This is a genomic window from Brasilonema sp. UFV-L1, from assembly GCF_012912105.1.
Taxonomy (GTDB): Bacteria; Cyanobacteriota; Cyanobacteriia; order Cyanobacteriales; family Nostocaceae; genus Brasilonema.
On the sequence record NZ_QMEA01000013.1, the window covers coordinates 42,328 to 66,043 of the forward strand.

The following is a 23,716-nucleotide window of genomic DNA, read 5'->3' on the forward strand; positions in this document are numbered from 1 at the left end:
TCTAAGACCTACGTTGATTGAGTCATGACACTAATAAATGAACGCCAGTTTGTTGCTCTGTCGATTGTCATTAAGGCACGAATTAATTACATACAGATTCGCGTGTGGCAGTCCTAACAAGCTCTTTCAACTTTGACGAGGCAAACATTACTTAGTAATAAGGCTGACAGAATATGTCAAATTACGTTTTTCTCATTGACCAAAACAAAGTTCCACTCAATCCAGTACATCCAGCACACGCAAGGAAACTACTAGACTCTGGAAAAGCAGCCGTCTTTAGGCGTTATCCGTTTGTACTGATTTTGAAGCGACCTATTGAAAATCCCAATGTGTATTCGCTTACGCTCAAAATCGACCCTGGTTCTAAGTTTACTGGTATTGCTCTGGTGACTAATCAAGGTGATGTTGTTTGGGCAATGGAGCTACAGCATCGAGGTCAACAAATCAAAGATGCCCTAGAACATCGCCTAGCAATGCGTAGAGGACGCCGGAACCGCAATACACGTTATAGACAAGCAAGATTTCTCAATCGCAAACGTCCAAATAGTTGGTTAGCTCCATCATTGCGGCATCGTGTTTTAACAGTTGAGACTTGGGTCAAACGTTTGCAAAAGTTTGCTCCTATTGGTTCTTTTGCTCAGGAATTAGTGAAGTTCGATACTCAAGCTATTCAAAATCCTGAAATATCTGGAACTGAGTACCAGCAAGGAACGTTGCACGGTTATGAGTGTCGTGAGTATTTGTTAGAGAAATGGAATCGGCAGTGTGCCTATTGTGGTGTTAAAGACGTTTCTCTTGAGATTGAGCATATCCAACCAAAATCAAAAGGTGGGTCTGACAGAATATCTAACCTTTGCTTAGCTTGCCACAAGTGCAATCAACGCAAAGGAAACAAGGATATTAAGGATTTCTTAAAAGGTAAGTCAGACGTGTTGAACCGAGTATTGAGACAAGCCAAAGCACCATTGAAAGATGCAGCATCTGTAAATGCTACCAGATGGGCACTCTTCAGTGCTTTGAAATCTTTCGACTTACCTGTCAGCACTGGGACGGGAGGGCAAACCAAGTTCAACCGGATTCGTTTTGAATTACCCAAAGCTCATTGGATTGATGCAGCTTGTGTTGGTGTGGTCGGAACCATAAAACTGGTCACCGCCAAAATTCTAAAGGTAAAAGCAACTGGTTTTGGTGGTAGACAGCGATGTCAGACAAACAAATTTGGCTACCCACAAAAACACCGCCCATTGCGTCCAATACTTGGTTTTTCAACTGGTGACATTGTTCGGGCTGATGTTCCCAAAGGTAAATATACAGGAACTTTTACCGCCCGAGTTTGCCCAATGTCGCATGGTTACGGAGAGTTTGTGATCAATAAAAAACGGAGGTCAATCAAATTGGACTACTTAACGCCTGTTCATCGTAAGGATGGTTACGACTATGCATGAATCTGGACAAAATGACCACATATGTACAGATATATCCAGATATCAAGTGACAATTTCTAACCCATCATCTGTTTTTCTTGTCAGCGGCGGTGCCAAAGGGATTACCGCTCAGTGTGTGATCAGATTAGCCCAGCGTTATCGATGCAAATGGATCTTGCTGGGACGTTCAGAGAACGCCCCAATTGAGCCAGCTTGGGTCAGGGATTCACTAAGTGAATCCGAATTAAAAAAACGGATTATGGAAGACCTCCTTGCTCAAGGAGAGAAACCTACACCGATGAAAGTACAAAAAGTGTTTAACACGATTTCATCCCGACGAGAAATCCAAAAAACGCTCTCTACGCTTGAACAAGTAGGCAGTCAGGCAGAATATCTAAGCGTAGATGTGACCAATCCTGTGACCCTACGGGAGAAGCTTGCTGTTGCTGTTGAGCGCCTAGGACCGATTACCGGCATCATTCACGGAGCCGGAAATCTCGCGGATAAGTTGATTGAAAAGAAAACAGAACAGGATTTTGAAACCGTTTTTGCTGCCAAAGTCAAGGGTTTAGAAAATTTGTTGAGTAGCGTGAGTTTGAGTCAACTCGATTATTTAGTGCTGTTTTCTTCTGTTGCTGGCTTTTATGGCAATGCTGGTCAGACTGACTACGCGATCGCCAACGAAATCCTCAACAAATCTGCTCATCTCGTTAAGCAGTACCATCCCAACTGCCATGTAGTGGCAATTAACTGGGGTCCTTGGGACAGTGGTATGGTTACTCCGGAATTAAAGAAGGCATTCGCCCAGCGCAATATTGAAGTGATTCCCATTGAAGTTGGAGCCCAAATGCTGGTTGAAGAACTGAGTGCTGCCCATCATGAAACAGCGCAAGTGATCATCGGTAGCCCGCTAACTCCACCTGCTGAGGCATTAGACCCCGAGTTACGTAGCTACCGCATCCGTCGCCGCTTAACCCTAGAAGCTAATCCATTTTTGCAAGATCACGTCATTGGTGGCAATCCAGTTTTGCCTGCCACATGTGCTGTATCCTGGATTATCAATAGCTGCGAACAGCTCTATCCCGGTTATAAATTTTTCCGTTTAGAAAATTTCCAAGTTTTAAAGGGCATAGTTTTTGACGGTACCCAGGCAAATGAGTTCATTTTAGATGTGCGAGAAGTAACCAAAACTGATGCAAATGAAGTCACGTTTGAGGTTAGAATATGGAGCGAAAAAGAAAAAGGTAAAATTCGCTTTCATTACACTGGTTTGGTAGAACTTCGCCAACAAAGCTCTGCTTCACCTGTCTATAATCCAGTCGATAATACTTCAAGCAAGACAATTACAGGATTGTCTCTTTATCAAAGTAAAACCCTTTTTCATGGATTAACTTTTCAGGGAATAGAACGAGTTTTGGATATCAATGAAAAATCACTAACGATGCAGTGTATTTTGCCAAAAATCGAAAATAAACAACAAGGTCAGTTTCGGTCGCACCCCTTTAATCCCTACACAGCTGACGTTTTAGTTCAAAGCGCCTTGATTTGGAGTCAACATTTACATCAAGTCGGCTGTTTACCTTCAGAAATTCAGCAAATTACACAGTTTAAAAGTATTCCATTTGACCAACATTTTTGGGCTACTTTGGAGATAAAAATCAAGACAGAAACGCAAATTATTTGTGATATCACAACCTACGATAGTCTAGGGGAAATCTATATGCATCTATCAGGTGTTAAGTTTACTATTAGTAAAAGTTTGAAATTTTTAGAGAAGAAATAATCATTGATATCCCAAAAAATAGGTTATATTCAGCTTTTTTCAAGAAAAATCATCAAAACGTAGGTTAAAGCAATCTCGTGTCATTAAGAGTATGCAAACCTATTTTTACCAACAAACTAAATCATGGAAAAAATTGCAATTATCGGATTATCCTGCCTCTTTCCTGATGCTCAAACCCCCAAGCAGTTTTGGCATAATCTTGTCACAGGGAAAGATTCAGTAGCCTTAGCAACTGAAGAACAAATGGGAGTCGAGCCTGACCTGCTTTATGATCCCATAAAAGGAAGAACGACAGAAACGGGGAAATATTATTGCAAGCGAGGCGGATATATCAGAAATTTTAAGTTCGATCCAACTGGCTATAGAATTTCTCCAGAGTTATTGAAAAGTTTAGATCCTATCTATCAATGGTCTCTCTATGTCTCGAAACAAGCTTTACAGGATAGCGGTTATTTAGGAAATCCTTCGGCTCTTTCAAAATGCGGGGTCATTTTAGGAAACCTCTCTTCTCCTACAAGATATTCATATCGTCTGATTGCTCCCATTTATCAAAGAGTTGTTGATTCAGCGATTCAGGCGCTTTTGCATCATCAAGATTTCCAGTTGGAAAAATTGCTTTTACCGGATAACATATCCCCGCTCAATATCTTGACGGCTGGCTATCCGTCAGCCATTGTTGCCCAAGCGCTATCTTTATCGGGCATCAATTTTTCCCTGGATGCTGCTTGCGCTTCATCGTTGTACGCTATCAGGCTGGCGTGTGAGTACCTGAGATTCCGGAAAGCTGACTTGATGTTAGCGGGAGCCATCAGCTGTACCGACCCGTTTATGACCCATTCGGTATTTTCCCTCTTCCAGGCGTACCCAGATGATGGTATAGGTCGTCCCTTGGATAACTCTTCTGGTGGACTGATGACTGGAGAAGGAGCGGGCATGCTGGTTCTCAAACGATACAGTGATGCCAAGAGAGATGGCGATCAGATTTACGCCACAATCCTGAGTGCTGGCTTATCCAACGACGGCAGAGGAAAACATTTTCTTAGCCCGAATCCAAAAGGTCAGATTCTTGCTTTTGAACGCGCTTATGCCGAGGCAGGGATTAATCCCCAAAGCATCGATTATGTAGAATGCCATGCAACTGGAACCCCTTTAGGCGATCGCACTGAACTCAATTCAATGGAGACGTTCTTCGGTCAGTATGGAGCTTCACCACTGATCGGTTCTGTCAAATCTAACCTGGGTCACCTCCTGACTGCTGCTGGGATGCCCAGCCTGATCAAAGTTATCCTGAGTATGAATGAGGGTCTGATTCCCCCAACCATTCATGTGCGTGAATCCTTATCCTCTGACAATAATATCATCGCCGCTGAAAACGTGGTAAAATGTGCCACACCTTGGCCTGGGCAACCTACGCTTAAACGCGCAGCCGTCAGTGCGTTTGGTTTTGGCGGAACCAACTCGCACCTCATTCTTGAGCGAGGAAATCAGAGTACTTCAATTCCATCGCCGAGAACAGAAGAAGGTACATCAGCACAACCTGAAAAAATGGCGATTGTGGGCATGGAGGCCTTTTTTGGTCCCTGTGAGAACTTGAACGCATTCGAGCGCTGCATTTATGACGGTTCCCAACAGTTCATTCCTCTTCCTGATACTCGCTGGCAGGGCATTGAAGAGCAACAGCAATTGCTCAAAGACTATAAATTGACCAGCGCTGAGGCTCCATTAGGAGCCTATATCAAAAATTTTAAAATGGACTATCTGCGTTCCAGAATTCCTCCTGATGAAGCTGAGCGACCGATTCCCCAACAACTCTTAATTATGCAGGTTGCTGAGGGAGCCATCAAAAATGCCGGACTTGAAGAAGGGGCAAACGTGGCTGTGATCGTCGCCATGGGAACCGAACTGACTGCCCACAAAGTGCGAGCTCGATGTGATATATCTTGGCAAACCGAAAAAAGCGTTGCTCAAGCTAATATCCCCCTGCCTCCTGAGAAAATAAAGGAACTGGAAACCATTGCTAATAATAGCCTCACCAACTCTGAACTGGAAACCATTGCTGCTCATAACAGCCTCAACAAAAATGTGCATATCAAGGTCAACCAGTGCATAAGCTTCATTGGCAATATTATGGCCAGTCGGATTTCCGCCTTGTGGAATTTTTCTGGTCCTTCATTTACAGTATCAGCGGAAGAAAATTCAACTTTTAAGGCGCTAGACATTGCCCAAATGCTGCTTACCGAAAACAAGGTGGATGCAGTCGTTGTGGGAGCTGTCGATTTGACAGGTGGCATTGAAAATGTTCTATTTCGCAACCAAATAGCCCAAATCAATACGGGCAAACCAACGCTGAGTTACGACCGCGACGCCAATGGTTGGCTGGTTGGTGAAGGTGCGGGAGCTGTCGTCTTAAAGCGCCTGGATACAGCCAAACAAAATCAAGACTGCATTTATGCGGTGATTGATGCAATTAGTATACTTCAAGAAAATTCCCCTTTAGAAACTACAGATACTCTCCCACAGTCGCCAGTAGCAGAACCCGTAAGCCTTGCCTGCTTGCATGCTTTCCAGCAAGCAGGCATCAAGCCTACAGACATCGGTTATCTCGAAGTCTTTGGCTCTGGCATAGCTCAGGAAGACGAAGCAGAGATTGGTGGGTTACTACGAGCTTATCAAACCTCTGGGTCTGAATTAAGCTGTGCTATCGGCAGTGTCAAGGCCAATATTGGTCATACTTATGCTGCTTCAGGCATGGCAAGTTTAATCAAAACTGCGCTCTGCTTATACAACCGATATATTCCTGCAACACCTCAATGGTCTGGTCCCAAGAAACCAGAGGCTTGGCAGGGTAGCCCGTTTTATGTCGCTTGTGAATCCAGACTATGGTCTTTAGAAGAAACAATCGTCAAGAGAGTTGCGGCGATTAATGGACTCGGGATAGATCGCAGCTACGCCCATTTGATTTTGTCAGAAGACCCAACTCAGCAAAATCGCAGCAATCGGTATTTAGAACAAGTTCCATTTTATCTGTTTCCCCTGGCTGCAGCTAATCAATCAGAGCTATTGGAGCAGTTGAGAAAGCAAGAGCTTGCGATCGCTCAGTGTTCTGAACTAACCATAGCAGCATCTCAAGCCTTTGAAGCATTTCAAAAGCATCCTCAACCAACATATAAGCTGGCGATCGTCGGACACAATAAACACGAACTGAGTCAGGAAATCCAACGCGCCCTCAAGGGTGTTACGAAAGCCTTTGAGGAAGACGGAGACTGGAAGACCCCGCTAGGCAGCTATTTTACAGCAAGACCCTTGGGTAAAAACGGTAACGTCGCCTTTGTCTACCCTGGTACGTTCAACGCCTACCTAGGTATGTGCAAAGATTTGAGCCATCTGTTTCCCAAAATGTATTCCAAAGTCTATAATGACCTTGCTCAGTATGATTCTGCTAAACCGCTAAACAAGCTTCTGCATTTATCGAATAAACTTTTCTATCCAAGAAGCTTAAAGCGATTATCAAAGCGGCAACTGGAAGCTTTGGATATGCAACTGGCGGATAATTCGATGATTATGCTTCTGGCTGGAGTGCTGTCCGCACATTGGCATACCACAGTTATGAGAGATTATTTCCAGGTACATCCCCAGTCTGCCCTAGGGTACTGCCTTGGTGAAGTCAGCATGATTTTTGCGCTGGATGTCTGGGGTAGGATGGAAGGCTCAGCCGATAACTTTGAATTATCTTCTTTATTCAAAACCCGGTTATCAGGTCCCAAAAATGCAGTTCGCGAAGCTTGGGGATTGCCTCAAAGTCAAGAACCTGCAAGCGAAGATTTTTGGAGTAGTTATGTGCTCATGACTTCTGCATCTGAGGTTAGAGAAATCTTGAAGCATGAAAACCATGTTTACCTAACTCACATTAACACTCCCAAAGAGGTGGTTATTGCTGGTAACAAGCAAGGTTGTCTAAGGCTGATTGAACATTTGCAATGTGATTATTTCCCTGCACCTGTCAGTGATGTTATTCACTGTGAGGTCATGCACTCCGAATACGATGAGCTGGTAAAATGGCTTAACTTTCCGGTTCAAAACCAGCCGCCGCTCAATTTTTATTGGGCCGCGGATGACAAATCCATCACACTCGATAGTCAGTCTATCGCTCACACCATTGCTAAAGCAATCTGTCAGCCTGTGGATTTTCCTGGATTAATTAACCGAGTCTATGAAGATGGTGTGCGCATTTTTATTGAGCTAGGTCCCGGAGGTAGCTGTTCTCGCTGGATTCGGGAAAGCCTCAAGCAAAAAGAGCATGTTGCAATGTCCATCAATCGCCGAGGCGTGGATGATCATACAGGAATTGTTAGAGTTTTGGCGCAGCTACTCAGTCATCAAGTCCCTGTGAATCTATCTTCACTGTACGGTGAAGTTAAAGAAAGTCTTACTCCAAAAAAATCTCTCGTGAAAACCATCACCTTGGGAGGTCCCCGGATCAGTGCAGCGATTTTGACCGAGGAAAACCAAAAACGTTTTGCGAATCTAGCTTTACCTGTCCTGACTCAACACACTTGGCAGCAGCATCAGCCCTTACCCCATCAGAAGCCCCCAGTCGAAAGAGCGGTCTCCATAGCATTAAAAAACACCGTTCAAGAAATGACAAGAATCTCTCAAAGCAAGCAGCCGGGGAAATCAGGGCAAGAGAAAACTAACGGTAGTCATCATAAGCACCAACCTCAAGCGCCTGTTACACATAATCTTCAGCCGATGAAACAAAAAAACTCCCAACTTACGCACTCCTCTCATCAGGAAACGACTGAACATGTGCCAGCAGAAATTTCTTCTAATGCATACAGCCTTAATTACCAAAAGTTGAGCAAAAACACCCCCCTTTCGGCTCATGCTGCGTTCTTGCAAGCAAGACTACAGTCGTTACAGCAAATGAGCCAGATGATTCAACAGCAAATCGCTGTTTCACAACGCCTGCAAGACGACCAGCCTACCCAGGAAAATCCTCAAGAAAGCCAAGGCTTTCCACCAGTGGCTCAGATATTGATGCATCAAACACAACAGACTTCTACAAGTCAAATTTCTACATCCCAAAAGCCACCTGATACCAATTTGGAGTCAAACACTGTACTCGACGCGGTTCAGGGTAGAGGTGGTAACGCGGAGAGTTCTGTAGAGATATCCCCGCCTCAGGAGTATTCCCCACCCTCGCATCAAATGCCACAGCAGAATGCAACCTCGTATGAGTTAAGCTTGTCTAACTTTTTTGGGAACCCTCAGCCACCTGCCAACGTTGTGTTTGATGAAGCTGCGGTACTTGAATCTGCTTGTGGGAAACTTTCACGAGTCTTCGGTAAAGAGTATGAAATCATCGATTCTTATCCGAGGTGTACGCGGGTGCCAATGCCTCCTTATCTTTTTATTAGCCGAGTCACTAAATTAGATGCCAAACGCGGCTGCTTTGAACCTTGCTCAATCGAAACAGAATACGATATTCCTCTAGATGCATGGTACGCCATTGATGGCCAACAAGTCCCCGCTGCAATACCTCTGGAAGCTTCCCACGCCAATATATTCTTGGTCAGTTATCTAGGTGTTGATTTTGAAACTAAAGGTCAACGGATTTATCGAAATATCGGTGGTACCACGACATTTCTAGGTGATATGCCCGTAGTAGGAGAAACCCTCCGTTGCAAAGTCAATATCAATTCTTTTTCTAGAAGCGGCGATACCTTACTGTTTTTCTTTACTTACGAGTGCTTCGTGGGCGAGAGAATCATTATGAGAATGGAAAGCGGTGGGGGATTTTTCTCCGACGAAGTTCTCAAGAAAGGACAAGGAATTATTCTTAGTGAGCGAGAGAAGCAAGAGAGACTAAAAATTCAAAAGCAACATTTTGAACCATTGCTAGTCTGCCAAAAGTCGTCTTTTAACGAGGAGGATTTGTCGCACATAAGGGCAGGAAATATCGCTGCATGTTTTGGAGAACATTATGAACAAAATGGTAAAAACTTAACATTTCGTTTACCTCCACTACCCATGTGCATGATCGATAGAGTCACGTCCTTTGATCCAAAAGGAGGGGCTTGGGGGTTAGGTTTACTTGTAGCGGAAAAAACCATAGACCCAGAGCACTGGTATTTCCACTGTCATTTTAAAGATGACTTCTGTCTGCCCGGTACTTTACTTAGTGATGCGTGTACTCAACTTCTGGGAGTTTATATGTTGTATCTTGGGTTGCAGACCCGTACCAACAACGCTTGGGCTCAGCCAATTCCTCATATTCCCCAAATAGGACGCTATCGTGGGCAGATTCAGCCGACTTCTGCCACACTGACTTTTCAACTGGAAGTCACTGAAATTGGTCTTGAACCACAACCTTTGGTCAGAGCAGATGCATCTGTGATTTTTGAGGGCAGAACAATTGCGATGATTAAAAATGTTGGTCTTCGGTTGGTAGAAAAGCCTTCCTAAGCGTAGAGTCCTAGCATAAACACCCGACGGGTAGAGCTGATCCCCAAGTCGTGACAAAGTGAACTTCAGGACTTAAGCATTGACATAAATAATCAAGTATGGTTTTGAGCTTTTCAGACATTAAAGTTTGATTTTTTCACTACTAGCGATCGCTCGCTATCTACTTGAGGGTAATCGCCAATACGCTGAAACGACAAAATCTCTTTGTACACATGATTGTCAATTTGAGAGCGTGCTTAAGTCCTAAACTTAACTTTATTTTCCGTAATGAGGCGAAAAAGGTGACAAGCTTATTTGTATCAACTCATAAAAATGATATGAGGTTTTCAGAAAACCTAACTGGTCATAATCTTGTAGAAAAAAACCCCTTAGATTTTGTATCTTTTGACCATGCGGACATCAAGGCAAAACTGCTGGATTTAGAGAAACCTTGTTATGTTGTTAGGGTTGACGGAAAAATTGGGTTTACTAACGAAGCTGATTTCTATCGTGCGAATGATGCCAAAACCGGACAAGTAGAACCCCTGATCGCCCTGCCACCACTACCTCCTCAACAGTTAGGCGACCCAGAGTTCCGGGCGTTTCACCGGGTGAAATATGCCTATGCCACAGGGGCGATGGCTGGGGGCATTTCCTCTGAGGAATTAGTGATTGCTCTGGGAAGAGAGGGAATTTTGAGTTCATTTGGTGCTGGTGGACTGAGACCTGCTCGGATCGAAGCCGCTATTCAGCGCATTCAACGAGCGCTACCTCAGGGACCTTATGCTTTTAATTTGATCCACAGTCCGAATGAACAAGCCTTAGAACGCGGTGCAGTTGATCTGTATCTCAAATATGGTGTTAGAACTGTAGAAGCTTCTGCATTCCTGGATTTAACCCCCAACATCGTCTATTACCGGGCGGCGGGACTCAGTCTTAATTCTGCCAATCAAATTGAGATTAAGCACAAAGTCATTGCCAAAGTTTCTCGACGAGAAGTTGCAACCCAATTTCTCCAGCCCGCTGCAACCAAAATCCTCAAAGAATTGGTTAATCAGGGACGGCTTACAGAGTTACAGGCAGCCCTGGCAGAACAAGTTCCTATGGCTGATGATATCACCGTCGAGGCAGATTCTGGAGGACACACAGATAATCGACCTTTGGTCTGTCTGTTTCCTTCCATACTTAGCCTCAGAGATGAAATTCAGGAAAAGTATGGTTACGCCAGACCTGTCAGAGTAGGAGCTGCCGGAGGAATTGGAACGCCCCAGTCTGCCTTAGCTGCTTTTATCATGGGTGCTGCCTATGTTGTCACTGGGTCGGTTAACCAGTCCTGCATTGAAGCAGCAGCTTCTGAACATACCAAGCAATTATTAGCTCAAGCCCAGATGCCCGACGTGATGATGGCACCGGCAGCAGATATGTTTGAAATGGGTGTCAAACTACAAGTGCTCAAACGAGGCACACTCTTCGGTGTCCGCGCTCAGAAATTGTATGAGGTGTACAGAACTTACGACTCAATTGAAACAATTCCCCCCCAGGAAAGAGAGAAGTTAGAAAAACAAATTTTTAGAAGAAGTCTGGATGTTGTTTGGGATGATACTGTAGCTTTCTTTACTCAACGCGACCCCGAACAAATAACCAGAGCCGCCAACAATCCCAAGCAAAAAATGGCATTGATTTTCCGTTGGTATCTGGGATTAGCATCCCGTTGGTCTAACTCTGGAGAAAAAGGCCGGGAAGTTGACTACCAAATCTGGTGTGGACCAGCAATGGGAGGCTTCAATGATTGGGTGAAGGGGTCTTACCTGGCTGAGCCGCACAATCGCAGAGTCGTAGATGTGGCTCATAACATTATGACCGGAGCTGCATTTTTACACCGGATACAGAGCTTGAAAGTTCATGGACTGCATATGCCAGCCTACTACAGCCAGTATTGTCCAGCTCCTCTCAAATAATCTTGTTTCATTTTCTTTTAATTGCCTGAAATAAGTTTAGCTTTCTTTCAATAAGAGGTATACCGATGAACCAGTTTACTTCCGAACCAACTGCCAACCAGCCATTATCTGCAGAGGCAATTCAATCTTGGTTAGTTTCTCAGTTTTCTGAGCAGCTAGGAGTCAAACCCAATGACATAGACACCCAACTGCCTTTTGATAGCTTCGGCTTGGACTCAGCGCAGGGAATGCTTATCGCTACTAGAGCAGAGAAGATGCTTGGATTTCGACTTTCTCCTGCTCTGCTTTGGCATTATCCCACGATTGAGTCGCTTGCTCAGCGCTTAGCCGAAGAATCTAAAGATGCCGAATTAGAGGTTTTTGAAATTTGAGAGATTAAAGATATTTTAGATCTATTGAACTAAGAATTCAGCACAGCTGGAGTCAGTAATCAGAGTTCATCTGTCGCATGAGTGTCATCGACAGATTCATTAGTGAAAGTTAACTCCTGATGCTTAAACTTTTCTGGCTCCTGGATTCTGACCGGAACTCCGGAGTAGGCGTGGCTCCGGTCCTAAATTCTTACCTATCGATTCCCTTATGGTATTTATGCCTGAATGTTTTGCCCAATGATAACTTCAGTCAAAAAGTATTTAATAAAAGTTAAAAGCCTGGATAAGACTTTGAGGTTATTTAAAAACCTATTTAGCATAAAAGAATTGATAGAGCCGATATACTTGAAGAAGTTACAAAACTAGATTTTGACAACAATTTAAATATTCTGAAACTATGAACACACAAGAGTTTTTAGCAAGTCTTACTCAACAGGGTGTCCAATTATCAGCTAATAATGACAAACTAAATATTCGGTCTCCAAAAGGGGTACTGACACCAGAACTCTCTGCAGAACTGACTGCACGTAAGGAAGAGCTTCTAAGCTTGCTGCACAATATGAAGATGCCAACAACTCCTACTGCTGTTCCACTGGAACATGCGCTCAGCTTACAAACGATTGGTCGTTTAATTGGAGGGTTTGTTGAGCAATCTGCTTTGGAGTGGAAGCAACCGCTCATTGATCCTAGAGTGATGGCTCAACAACTCACTGTTACATTTAGACCATTGCCTGATGGGTATAAGAATGAGGAAGTTCTTAAATTTAGAGAAGATTTAGAGAGTAAACTGCGTGATTATGGGGTCACTGTCAAACCTTGGGAACGTGCTACAACCGATTTTCGCTTTGAGGTGAACATTCCCATAATAAAGTGGAAAAAAACTATTAAAACAAGAATAGTCAGCGCTGGAGTCAATGCGGTCATTGATGTTGAAAGACCTTCTTCATTAAAAAGAAAATTAGGGATTTTTATAGCAGAAAGAATATATCAAATATATTCTCAATTAATTGCAAGAGGTCGAAAAATTTCGATTTCAAGAATTGCCATGTTGACCAGTTGGGCTGAAGACCATGCAGCTCAACGCATTGAAGACCCTACCAATACTCAAGTCATTCTTCTTAAGGAAATAGATAATCAACTTGCAGACTCTCAATTACCCTATCAAAAGAAAATACAAATAGGGTTAAACACTCTAACAAGAACATATTCAGAGATTGTTATTGGAGTTTCTAGAGAAAAAATATCGGTATTAAACATGAATCTGTGCGATTCTTTATTCTCTAGAAAAGAGCTAGATAGTTTTGTACTAAACTCGCTGATTCCAAAAATTTTTGTTCCGATAGCTCCACTACTACTGAACCGATTTGAGTTAGGACAATATGATCCTCGTCAATCTGACTATGCAAAAAAATTAGTGAACTTGGGTAAAGAACTTGTAGTAACTGGTTTATTTCCTCAGGGTTCAAAGCTTAGTGAAGTTATTCCCAGGAAATCACAACGAGAAATTGTCAGCATAATGATGGATGGCAGAACAGGCGTCTCTTATGGCTTTGTTGCCTACGCTGAAGCTCCACAATACGTTGGAAAGCAAGAAGTGACTGAAGATGAGTGGGAAAGCTTATCTCCTGTTCAAGGATTCAATTTTGAGGAAATCCGTCAGAATGCAATAGGAAGATGGTATATAAAAACTTACTTAGAAGCAGAATATAAGTTTAAGCAAATTCCCGATACCTGGCTTGTTAGCTCTCGTTCAGGATCAAATAAAACAAACTTAAATCTTGAAAGCGATATTACTAGAATCGGTTTAAAAGGAAAGTTGTATCTGCAATTACCGCAGGGAATTGATTCTAAAGTTGTGGACATCAAACCTTCTTATGATGTCTATGTGATGATTGCTATTGCTCTGTCTGCCGCTTTGCATACACCTGAGTTAATTAAAAATGGTATGCCAATTGTCCATTTTCACGGATACCCAGCATTTGAGTGGTTGAAACCAAATGAATACTACGCTGGAGTCAACAATCCTTCGGTACCTTGCGGAACGTATGAATCAGGAGTGTTCAATTTTCTGGGAATTCAAAAACTGGCAAATGAGTATGGCGATAGCATAGCCCTAGCTAGCTTGATAGAACCGGATCATGGCACAAATGTCATAGCGCCTGATTTAAATTATCTCATCGAAAGACTGAAAGCTGGATGTGAAAATGGGCAAATTGAATTAGGTGGAAGGCATTTTATCTCTCTCAAACTCAAGAACTCGGTTGAGGGTGACTGCAAAGTCGCATTGCCTTAAATGAAATTAAGTTATGCACTTACTTTGATAGAGCATAAATGTAAAAATAGCGCAAACTTTTTGACAGAAGGCTTTTCAAACTAATGTGCTTTTAGTAACAATGCCTTCTGCCAAACACACTTATTACTTGAGTGTCAAAAACCTGTTCAAAGCTGTTACCATACTAGGGGGCCAACGGCGAATATTTGCCACCCAGTTGATATCTTTGTATCGTCCATCCAGTCCGACTGCTGACACCCAGTTACTTTCCGCTTCACCTTGTTTTCCCTGTACCCAGTAGGCGGCGGTGATGGCAGCACGTACATCAGCAAAGTTAGGATATTTACGGAGAATGTTCCGCATTCCACGAATTGCTTCGTCTACTTTACCAGTTTCATAAAGGGCAAGGACATAGTTTGCACGGGCAAAGGCAAAATTTGGGGCAATTTCATTGGATTTTTTGTAGTCGGCGATCGCCTCTTTCCACTTTCTCAAACCAGCATAGGCATTCCCTCGATTGTTGTATGCCATTGCATCTAGTGGATCAAGTTCTAAAACATGATTGTAATCGGCGATCGCCTCTTCCCATTTTCCCAAACCTTCCAACGCTGCACCACGATTCAAGTAAGGATCAGTCACATTTGGTGCCAATTCTATTGCCTTGTTATAATCTGCCAATGCTTCTTGCAACTTGTTTTGGCTGACTCTAGTATTTCCCCGGTTACTCCAAGCAGCTGGATTATCGGGAAATTGCTCAATAATTTGCGTCCAGTACCGTTCAGCTGTTGCAAAATCACCTTTATTTATTGCGCTAATTGCCTTATTCGCTAATTCATCACCTTGCTGTAACTGTTCTGGAGTCCGATTGGGCGATTGAGTTTGTGCCATAACAACTTCACTCCACCCAAACACCAGTAACAGACTTAAAAGAATAACAATCAATCTCATCATCTGGTTTATCTGTGGTTAAAATCCACAATTTATCATGGCGATAACTTGCCAAACTAGCAAGCAGCCCCCAATGCAATAAGCAATAGGGTAAGACAAGGGGCATTCACCTTGTCTTCTTGTCCCTTTGTCTCCTTGTCTTACCCTTAGGGCAACAACGATAACTGTTCATTTGGCGGTTTAAAACCTAAATGCTTGTAGGCTGTGGGTGTTGCTACTCTACCACGGGTCGTCCGGCTTAAATACCCAATCTGCATGAGATAAGGTTCATACACTTCCTCAATAGTTTGTGTATCTTCACCTGTTGCTGCGGCGATTGTTTCTAATCCTACCGGACCACCATTAAACTGTTCAATAATGACACTTAACATCCGACGATCTGTCCAGTCTAAACCGCAAGGATCGACTTGAAATAGTTGCAATGCTTCTGCTGCGACTTTTTCGTTCACCTCGTTAAATGATTTGACTTCCGCGTAATCACGGACTCGCTTCAGTAATCTATTGGCAATCCGTGGTGTTCCTCGCGAACGACGAGCAACTTCAGTAGCACCATCTTCGGTGATATTGGTTTGGAGTAATTGAGCGCTGCGTAGGACAATTTTGCTGAGTTCATCGACTTCATAAAATCTGAGTTTTTGAATTAAGCCAAAGCGATCGCGTAACGGTGAAGTCAATGCTCCTGCACGAGTTGTTGCTCCAACCAAGGTAAACTTTGATAGCGGTATGCTGCGAGTCTTAGTGCTGGAACCTTTACCAATAGTAATATCTAAACGATAATCCTCCATTGCTGGGTATAAAATTTCTTCTGTCATCCGCGACAGACGATGAATTTCATCAATAAATAAAATATCCCCTGGCTTAAGATTCACAAGTAGCCCGACAATATCCCTGGGACGTTCTAAAGCTGGCGCACTTGTAATTTTGCAACTTACCCCCATTTCAGATGCTAATATCATAGCCATTGTTGTTTTCCCCAATCCTGGAGGACCATACAACAGCAGATGATCCAGCACTTCACCGCGAGACTTAGCGGCTTTGATAGCAATATCTAGCACATCTTTTAAATCTTTTTGCCCGATATAGTCAGCAAATCGCTGTGGTCGTATACTTTCTTCTTGCTTGGTTTCATCAACAGCTGCTTCGGGTTGCAAAAGATTGTCCTTAGAATCTGACGGGGGTGCTTTCGCTACCTCACGAGGCTGCTTTGGTTGTCTGTTTGGTTCTTGGGGCTGTTTTTTTGAGGAGATAATAGCCATAATTGCTGCTGTTGACTTTTGGTATACGACTTTTACACTCTTGAGCGCAAGAAGCACTGGGTGTAGGGGAATAACTCTTGAGTGTTCACAGTGCAAGTGTACAATGCAAAAATTCACCACCTACACCTTATATTTTCCCCTATACTGCTGTTTCCCCCAAGCCCTACTCACATGCGAGAATGTTGTTTCTGTAATACTCTGACCAATTTAAAATTAAAATTCCGGAGCATCATCACACAAGGAGTGTAAAACTACCCATGCTAGCGAAAAGAATTTTACCGTGCCTGGATGTAAAGGCGGGACGAGTTGTAAAAGGAGTTAACTTTGTTAACTTGAGGGATGCAGGCGATCCGGTAGAACTAGCAAAAGTTTACAACGATGCAGGTGCAGATGAGTTAGTGTTTCTAGATATTACAGCAACTCATGAAGACCGCGACATTATTATCGACGTAGTGTACCGAACTGCCGAACAGGTCTTTATTCCTTTGACTGTCGGTGGTGGCATCCAATCCTTAGAAAATGTTAAAAATCTTTTACGAGCAGGAGCAGACAAGGTTAGTATTAATTCTACGGCGGTACGCGACCCAGATTTTATTAATCGGGCTAGTGACCGTTTTGGAAACCAATGTATAGTCGTTGCTATTGATGCCAGACGACGACTAGACTCCAACCACCCTGGTTGGGATGTTTATGTGCGAGGTGGAAGAGAAAATACTGGCATTGATGCCCTATTTTGGGCACAAGAAGTTGAAAAACGCGGCGCAGGAGAACTCCTAGTCACAAGTATGGATGCTGATGGTACTCAATTGGGTTATGACATAGAGTTAACTCGCGCAATTGCTGAAGCCGTACAAATTCCAGTCATTGCATCTGGTGGTGCAGGAAATTGCGAACATATTTATACCACGCTGACAGAAGGTCAAGCGGAAGCAGCATTATTGGCATCGCTTTTACATTACGGGCAGTTAAGCATAGCTGAGATTAAAACTTATCTGTGCGATCGCCAAGTTCCAGTGAGAATGTAATTCCAAGTCTGGAATCTTTGTCAACCAATCAAGTAGTCGTTCAACACAGCTCTCAAAAACGGTGTTAATATAAGTTAACAAGAATTAATAATATTAAGAGATATGTTGATACCTATTTTAGTCTTTGATGTGGCGCTAGTAGCGTGGTCGCTACATCTGATGGAAAGAGCATATGAAAGTAAAGAATTTTCTCTAATGTTAGCTGGTACACTGGTTGCCCTAGCAGCTGCAGCTATGTTAGTTGTTTACTTCTTAATGGGGCACTGTATAGGCTATTTGCTACAAGTTTCTTAAATTGCTTACTGCCATTGGTTAATACCGAATGGCACTCATTAGCAATGAACAATAAGCAGTGTTGACAAACAGCAAACTCTTAAAGCATAATTTGTAATGCACTATTGCAAGGGGTTATAGCTCAGTTGGTAGAGCACCTCAATGGCATTGAGGGGGTCAGCGGTTCGAATCCGCTTAGCTCCATTTAAGATTGTCGAATCGCAAACTATTTGTCGTTGCGACAAGAAGCAGAAATTGTCTGGAAAGAATATCTTATACTTGTCAAGCGAATCACACAATACGCTTGCTGTTAGCGCGAAAAACATAAAACTATACAACAGTTAAAACTAAACCTTCTTTAGCTAGTAATGCTTTAGGAAAGACAGATTTCACATCAACCTGAACTTGATCAAGAAAATCATCGTCATCATCTGGATGATGATGAGAGATGACTAACTGTTTGACGTTAGCAGTTGTAGCCAAATCCACAGCAGTGTCCCAGTGGAAATCAGGGCTGTTATAATTGCGTGCGGCTGGAAGAGCGTAAGTTGCATTAGCAATAAGCAAATTAACGCCTTTTGTCAGCTGCGCTATGTATTTTTGATCCACTTCATTTGCTATCTTGGATACATCTGTTATGTAAGCAACACTGTATTCCTGCCAACTGACTCTGTAACCAATTGATTTTTGCTCGTGATTTATAATTGCAGTTGTAATAGTGATATCATCTATCTTCACGACCTTACCTGATGTCAAGTTATGGAAGTGTAGTTCAGATTGCATGAGCTGGAAAGGGTAAGGAAAGTGCGGCTGAAGCATCTGATCACACAAGCATTGTTTAATTGACGCTCCATTTAAAGCAGCTGTTCCGTAAATGTGGAGGCAATTTTCGCTCACAAATGCAGGGGCAAAAAAGGGAAATCCTTGGATACGATTTGATTGAGAGTTGGTAAAAAATAAATGGGCTTTTAGAGGCGATCGCAGTTGCAACATACTTTTTCCAAGTAAGCGCAAACCAGTACCGCCATCAAAAACTAAGTGTTTTCCACCGACTTGCATTTCTACACAACCAGTGTTACCACCATATCGGATAGTGTGGCTACCTGGTGTTGGAATTAAACCTCGTACACCCCAAAATTGTACCAAAAACTCCGACCCTTGACTCAAAATCTGGGGAAAAGGCTTTGGACTTGCGTACTTCTGGGGAGGCGACAGCTTAAGATTGGACATAATTGCTCGAAACTAGGTCTGACTAAGCAGGTCATCGTAGCGCCGCACTTCCAACAGTTGGTTTCTATTATCCACAATCACAACTGTGGGAGAGTATGTTTTTAACTCTTCCGAAGTGAACTGCCCGTAAGACATTATAATCAAGCGATCGCCTATCATGCCTAGACGTGCTGCAGCCCCATTCAGTTCAATTGCTCCTGAATTGGCTACAGCCGAAATCGCATAAGTTATGAAGCGTTCGCCATTGGTAACATTTACTACTTGCACTTGTTCATAGGGTAAGATACCTGCTTTTTCCAACAAAACTTGGTCTACACTGATACTCCCTACATAGTTAATATTTGCTGCTGTTAGTGTGCAGTTGTGAATTTTTGCCAAAAGAAGCGTTCGCTGCATTGGGTTTGAATCATCAGTTATCAGTGAGCCAGCGCTATACAGTCTGGAAGTCAGTGCGTTGCTGTGAAACAGTGCTGGGCTGGGTTTCCCGCATCTTGACGAGTGATATTTGTCACTAAATCAAGGCATACCCGCTCAACTTCTGAGGAGAAGCATGAGCGGTTCTTCTGTTGACCATAAATCTCCTTAAATCTCGGCATAGCTATATCCATCCTTCCGATGCATAGGTTTTACTTCGTGAGGTTTGCAATAGTGACGAACGCCATTGACGCGAATCTCTAAGCGCTTCTCGTTTTGAACCACAACGCGACCGACAACACCTTGAATTGTTCTACCGATATCGCCAGTTTTCCAAGGAGTGTTATAGGTTTGACGTGGCTTAGAACAAGGAAATCCAAATTTGTCCATGCGACAGAGACGACGAGTACCAAATCCAGTTGCTTTCTGACTCAAAATTTTCTGAGTCAGAATCGCTAAAGATTCTGTTATCCCAACACAAGCAGCATCCAACCAGTGTTCCTTGGCAAGTCCGAAACGAGATCGGTTGTACTTGGTTTGCCCACCCGTCCCGGTTGTGACAGACAATTTTGTTGATCTGAGCACCTCAAACAGTTTCCATCGGGTCGAATTGACTGCACTGGCATCCTTTAAGGGTGCTTTCGATTGCTTTAAGATTTTGGCAACTAAATCTGGCTTTCCCTTTAGAAAACCTTTGAGGTCTTTTGTCCCTTTCTTCTGATTACACTTGTGACAGGCGAGACAAAGATTAGAAACTCGGTTGCTTCCACCATTTGCTCTAGCGGTAATATGCTCAATCTGCAAAGGAACATTCTCTTTAGAACAGTAAGTGCACTTGCGCCCCCACTTTTCTAAAAGGTACTGGCGAACTTCGTACCCTGCTAATGTTCCTTGCTGATATTCAACTCCAGAGATTTCAGGATTCTCTAACTTCTGCATATCAAACCGAACCAGTTCCATCCGAATCTCGCCGATGGGTACAAACTTGCAGAGTCGCTTGATCCAAGTTTCAACCGTCAGAACGCGATGCATGAGGGATGGGGCTAACCATCCTTTTGGACGTTTGCGATTGAGATATCGCGCTTTGCGATACCGAGTATTACGCGACCGACGGGCACGACGCACGGCACGGCGAGTCTGCAGCGCATCCTTAATTGCTTGTCCGCGATGCTCTAACTCCATTCCCCAGATTACTTCGCTTTGGTCGGTTACAAGTGAAATTCCAGTAACCTTGGAACCCGGATCAATCTTAAGGGTAAGCGGATGCACCATTGTATTGTCTACCGCTCGATTTAGAATAAGCGTGAACGGGTAATGCCTGAACACCGCAGCTTTTCCCGATTCCATTAGCTTACAAGCTTGTTTTGGATGGACTGGGTTTAATTGTGTTTTGTTGGCATCAATCAAAAACACATAATTTGACATCTTCTGTCAACCTGATAATCAGTAATGTTTGCTTCAAGAATGTTGAGAACGCTTGTTCGGCTGAAAGCACTTGACTTATAAACCGTTCAGTCATTCCTTAACTTTCAGCGACAGAGCTACAAACTAGCGAATTTGTAGGTGTCATGACGTTCTCAACGGTGGTCTAATCCTGTCTCTGGTGGGTGAATCCATCTGTTTGCACAGATTTAATTAGGTTTGATTCACCCCTCTCCATTGAAGTACCTGGGATTCTCCCAGTCTCACAGCGACTGGCGGTTTTCCGAAGGCGAAGGCAGGCATACCTGCTCTTGCGCAGCCGTGGCGTCAACTATAGGGTTACCACTTATCAGTTTAGACAATAATCTGTTGATTATTGTTCACTGATTAAGATTATTTCTCAATCAGAGTTTTAGCCTTTTCCAGCACTAGCCTTAATACACTTCTCTACTAAAGGCAAGACCTGATCAACATCTTGCCACCCAAGAATCTCCGTCACTTTTTTCTCTAAGTTTTTATATGTGCGGAAAAATTCGGCTATTTCTTCTAGTCGATGTCGTGCAAGGTCTTTCAAGGATTTTACAGAAGCGTAACGTGGGTCTTTGTCAGGAACACAAAGGATTTTTTCATCGCGATCGCCACCGTCTATCATTTCTAGCATACCAATTGGTCTGGCTGCAATCACGCATCCTGGGAAGGTCGGCTCATCTAAGATGACCATACCATCCAATGGATCGCCGTCATCTGCCAAAGTGTTGGGTACAAAGCCGTAGTCGTATGGGTATTGTACGGACGAGTAAAGTACTCTGTCTAAGGCAAAAGCTTGTAATTCTTTATCGTATTCGTATTTATTCTTACTCCCGCCTGTAATTTCAATCAGAACGTTAATCAGACCTGGTTTAGGTTGGGCAGGAATACGAGATAAGTCCACAACAAAATTCCTCAGCTAACAGTAAATTAGGGGGTGCTTTATACTTAGCTCCCAGTGTAGAATTCTAAGCTAAGATGAGCTACTGGTTTTGTAAAACTTATACGAACCCATACATTATTGCATGTTTGAGTGCTCTACCTCCAGTCAGTCAATCGAGTTCTGCCATGTTACCAAATCCTCAATCCCTAAAAAGTGTCCTTGCTTCGGGTGATTTACGACGAGTGCATCACATCGCCTTTAACGTTCATGATATGCAAGCCTCTCGACACTTCTACAGTCATATTTTAGGTTTGCACGAGCTGACGGGTGATGAGGTTCCTGCAACCCTCGTGGACTTGGTTGCACAAGGGAAAGTTGCTAACTTTGTCACTCCTGATGGTACTATTCTTGATTTATTCTGGGAACCAGACTTATTACCGCCAGACCCAAACCCAGAACGTACTTTTACCAGAGCATACCACTTAGCTTTTGACATTGCTCCTGAGCTGTTTGAGCAGGCAGTTGAAATTATAAGACAAAATCAAATACAAATTGCTCACGGACCAGTCACTCGTCCCACTGGTAGAGGTGTGTACTTCTATGACCCCGATGGCTTTATGATAGAGATTCGTTGCGATCCACAATAGCAGGAGAGAGGAAACAATTCAAAATTCGCTCATTCAATCCGGGACTGCGTCCCGCTGCGCTAACAAAATTCAAAATTCAAAAAAAAAGAATTTGAGATTTTGAAGTCATCATTTTCAATGACCTTACCAAGGTTACTAATGAGTCATGAATAATTTAGAGAAGACATATCAAGTTATCGAAGAGGCGATTAAAAAACCTCCAGTTCCACACGAAGCACAAAAACAATCATTAAAAGCTTGGGCGATGTATTGCCTACGAGATAGAGGCTTTAAAGTCATATATGCTCAAAATGCTGACTTTGCTGTTGAAACAAGAAACGGTGACAAGATTTATTTTCAAGTTGCAAATGATGCAAGTGATTTAGATAGCCAATTTTGCTGGATAGTTTGGGATAGTGCTACAAAAAATGCCAGCCTCATTCCAGCTAAATCTTAGTCTTGGTGTTTTCTGTCGTGATGTGAGAATGCTCACATTGAAAAAATGATTTAGAGATATTTACAAAGTTAATGAATGGAAATCAATGTCTTTTCTTGAAGGGATTAGCAACGCCAATGCATTCATTGTGGGAGCAAGTCAAGGCATTGGTTTAGGTTTTGTGAAAAAATTATTGCAAGATGACAGGTTTGCTCAAGTTTATGCGACTTATCGCCAGCCAGAATCTGCTTTTGATTTATTAACTCTTCAGGACGAACATCCTGACAAATTAATTTGTCTGTCGATGGATATTACTGATGAGTCGCAGATTGTTGATGTTGTTCAACAAATTAGTGCAGCGATTCACAAGCTTCATTTAGTTGTGAACTGTGTAGGATTGCTGCATGACGGTGATTTGCAACCAGAAAAAAGTTTAAGACGTATTAATTCAGAGTATTTGATACGCTACTTCCAAGTTAACAGTATTGGGTCTATCCTGCTTGCCAAACACTTGTTGCCTTTGTTTCGTCATCATGAACGTAGTGTTTTTGGCAGTATTTCTGCCAAGATAGGTAGTATTGGGGATAACCAATTAGGAGGCTGGTATGGGTATCGAGCCTCCAAAGCTGCACTCAATATGCTCATGCGAACAGCAGCGATTGAGTATAAAAGAAGTAGCCCCAAGACAGTGATAGTTATGTTACACCCTGGTACAACTGATACACGTCTTTCTCGTCCATTTCAGGCAAATGTACCTGCGGAAAAATTATTTTCAGTGGAACGGACAGTTGATCAATTATTTGCTGTCATCGAACAACTCCAGGATGGCGATAGCGGGCAGTTTTTTTCCTGGGATGGTAGCCGCTTACCTTGGTAAAAATCATGAGAAGTTGTCAGGAGCGGAGCCGGAGACGCTCCGCCTCC

At 43.1% G+C, this 23,716-nt stretch carries 18 protein-coding genes and 1 tRNA gene; 12 read left to right on the forward strand and 7 right to left on the reverse strand.

Annotated features, from left to right (window positions below):
- Positions 1–173: 173 nt before the first annotated feature.
- The 6 genes from iscB (DP117_RS06505) to DP117_RS06530 all read left to right on the forward strand — a co-directional run bounded on the left by iscB (DP117_RS06505) (position 174) and on the right by DP117_RS06530 (position 14,273).
- The gene (gene iscB / locus DP117_RS06505; RefSeq protein ID WP_169217513.1) at positions 174–1,445 is read left to right on the forward strand and encodes an RNA-guided endonuclease IscB; all 1,272 of its coding nucleotides are present in this window, start codon (positions 174–176) and stop codon (positions 1,443–1,445) included.
- A complete protein-coding gene (locus DP117_RS06510; RefSeq protein ID WP_248277553.1) occupies positions 1,438–3,207 on the forward strand; it encodes an SDR family NAD(P)-dependent oxidoreductase in 1,770 nt (589 codons plus the stop codon). The genes iscB (DP117_RS06505) and DP117_RS06510 overlap by 8 nt, the downstream gene beginning before the upstream one ends.
- A 123-nt stretch (positions 3,208–3,330) precedes the next feature.
- Positions 3,331–9,672, forward strand: coding sequence for a PfaB family protein (locus DP117_RS06515; RefSeq protein ID WP_169217515.1), 6,342 nt, complete (start codon positions 3,331–3,333; stop codon positions 9,670–9,672).
- A gap of 317 nt (positions 9,673–9,989) precedes the next feature.
- On the forward strand, positions 9,990–11,609 hold the full coding sequence (locus tag DP117_RS06520; protein WP_169217516.1) for a PfaD family polyunsaturated fatty acid/polyketide biosynthesis protein: 1,620 nt from the start codon (positions 9,990–9,992) through the stop codon (positions 11,607–11,609).
- 65 nt (positions 11,610–11,674) lie between these two features.
- Positions 11,675–11,980, forward strand: a complete 306-nt coding sequence (locus DP117_RS06525) for an acyl carrier protein (protein WP_169217517.1) — start codon at positions 11,675–11,677, stop codon at positions 11,978–11,980.
- Positions 11,981–12,377: 397 nt separating this feature from the next.
- On the forward strand, positions 12,378–14,273 hold the full coding sequence (locus DP117_RS06530; RefSeq protein WP_169217518.1) for a hypothetical protein: 1,896 nt from the start codon (positions 12,378–12,380) through the stop codon (positions 14,271–14,273).
- A gap of 123 nt (positions 14,274–14,396) precedes the next feature.
- Here DP117_RS06530 and DP117_RS06535 read toward each other — a convergent pair whose 3' ends face one another.
- The 3 genes from DP117_RS06535 to ruvB are packed head-to-tail and all read right to left on the reverse strand — an operon-like array spanning position 14,397 to position 16,456.
- Positions 14,397–15,203: a tetratricopeptide repeat protein gene (locus tag DP117_RS06535; RefSeq protein ID WP_169217519.1), complete on the reverse strand. Its 807-nt coding sequence runs from the start codon at positions 15,201–15,203 to the stop codon at positions 14,397–14,399.
- Positions 15,148–15,306, reverse strand: coding sequence for a hypothetical protein (locus tag DP117_RS06540; protein ID WP_169217485.1), 159 nt, complete (start codon positions 15,304–15,306; stop codon positions 15,148–15,150). The genes DP117_RS06535 and DP117_RS06540 overlap by 56 nt, the downstream gene beginning before the upstream one ends.
- 40 nt (positions 15,307–15,346) lie before the next feature.
- The gene (gene ruvB, locus DP117_RS06545; protein ID WP_169217520.1) at positions 15,347–16,456 is read right to left on the reverse strand and encodes a Holliday junction branch migration DNA helicase RuvB; all 1,110 of its coding nucleotides are present in this window, start codon (positions 16,454–16,456) and stop codon (positions 15,347–15,349) included.
- A 257-nt stretch (positions 16,457–16,713) separates the two neighbouring features.
- On the opposite strand from ruvB, the gene hisF reads away from it, so the two are divergent.
- The 3 genes from hisF to DP117_RS06560 all read left to right on the forward strand — a co-directional run bounded on the left by hisF (position 16,714) and on the right by DP117_RS06560 (position 17,958).
- Positions 16,714–17,481: an imidazole glycerol phosphate synthase subunit HisF gene (gene hisF / locus DP117_RS06550; RefSeq protein WP_169217521.1), complete on the forward strand. Its 768-nt coding sequence runs from the start codon at positions 16,714–16,716 to the stop codon at positions 17,479–17,481.
- A 102-nt stretch (positions 17,482–17,583) separates the two neighbouring features.
- Positions 17,584–17,775, forward strand: coding sequence for a hypothetical protein (locus tag DP117_RS06555; RefSeq protein WP_169217522.1), 192 nt, complete (start codon positions 17,584–17,586; stop codon positions 17,773–17,775).
- A gap of 110 nt (positions 17,776–17,885) precedes the next feature.
- Positions 17,886–17,958: transfer RNA gene (locus DP117_RS06560), tRNA-Ala, on the forward strand.
- A gap of 126 nt (positions 17,959–18,084) precedes the next feature.
- Here DP117_RS06560 and DP117_RS06565 read toward each other — a convergent pair.
- The 4 genes from DP117_RS06565 to DP117_RS06580 all read right to left on the reverse strand — a co-directional run bounded on the left by DP117_RS06565 (position 18,085) and on the right by DP117_RS06580 (position 21,751).
- Entirely contained in the window at positions 18,085–18,984 is a 900-nt protein-coding gene (locus tag DP117_RS06565; RefSeq protein WP_169217523.1) for an MBL fold metallo-hydrolase, read from the reverse strand.
- Positions 18,985–18,996: 12 nt separating this feature from the next.
- Complete coding sequence (gene panD / locus DP117_RS06570; RefSeq protein WP_169217524.1) at positions 18,997–19,380, reverse strand: aspartate 1-decarboxylase; 384 nt, start codon at positions 19,378–19,380, stop codon at positions 18,997–18,999.
- A gap of 186 nt (positions 19,381–19,566) precedes the next feature.
- Positions 19,567–20,823: an RNA-guided endonuclease IscB gene (iscB, locus tag DP117_RS06575; RefSeq protein WP_169217525.1), complete on the reverse strand. Its 1,257-nt coding sequence runs from the start codon at positions 20,821–20,823 to the stop codon at positions 19,567–19,569.
- A gap of 409 nt (positions 20,824–21,232) precedes the next feature.
- Positions 21,233–21,751, reverse strand: coding sequence for an inorganic diphosphatase (locus tag DP117_RS06580; protein WP_169217526.1), 519 nt, complete (start codon positions 21,749–21,751; stop codon positions 21,233–21,235).
- A gap of 164 nt (positions 21,752–21,915) precedes the next feature.
- On the opposite strand from DP117_RS06580, the gene DP117_RS06585 reads away from it, so the two are divergent.
- The 3 genes from DP117_RS06585 (at position 21,916) to DP117_RS06595 (ending at position 23,669) form a co-directional block, all read left to right on the forward strand.
- Complete coding sequence (locus DP117_RS06585; RefSeq protein WP_169217545.1) at positions 21,916–22,377, forward strand: VOC family protein; 462 nt, start codon at positions 21,916–21,918, stop codon at positions 22,375–22,377.
- A gap of 145 nt (positions 22,378–22,522) precedes the next feature.
- Positions 22,523–22,813, forward strand: a complete 291-nt coding sequence (locus DP117_RS06590) for a hypothetical protein (RefSeq protein WP_169217527.1) — start codon at positions 22,523–22,525, stop codon at positions 22,811–22,813.
- Between the two features lie 85 nt (positions 22,814–22,898).
- A complete protein-coding gene (locus tag DP117_RS06595) occupies positions 22,899–23,669 on the forward strand; it encodes an SDR family NAD(P)-dependent oxidoreductase (protein ID WP_169217528.1) in 771 nt (256 codons plus the stop codon).
- Positions 23,670–23,716: the final 47 nt, after the last annotated feature.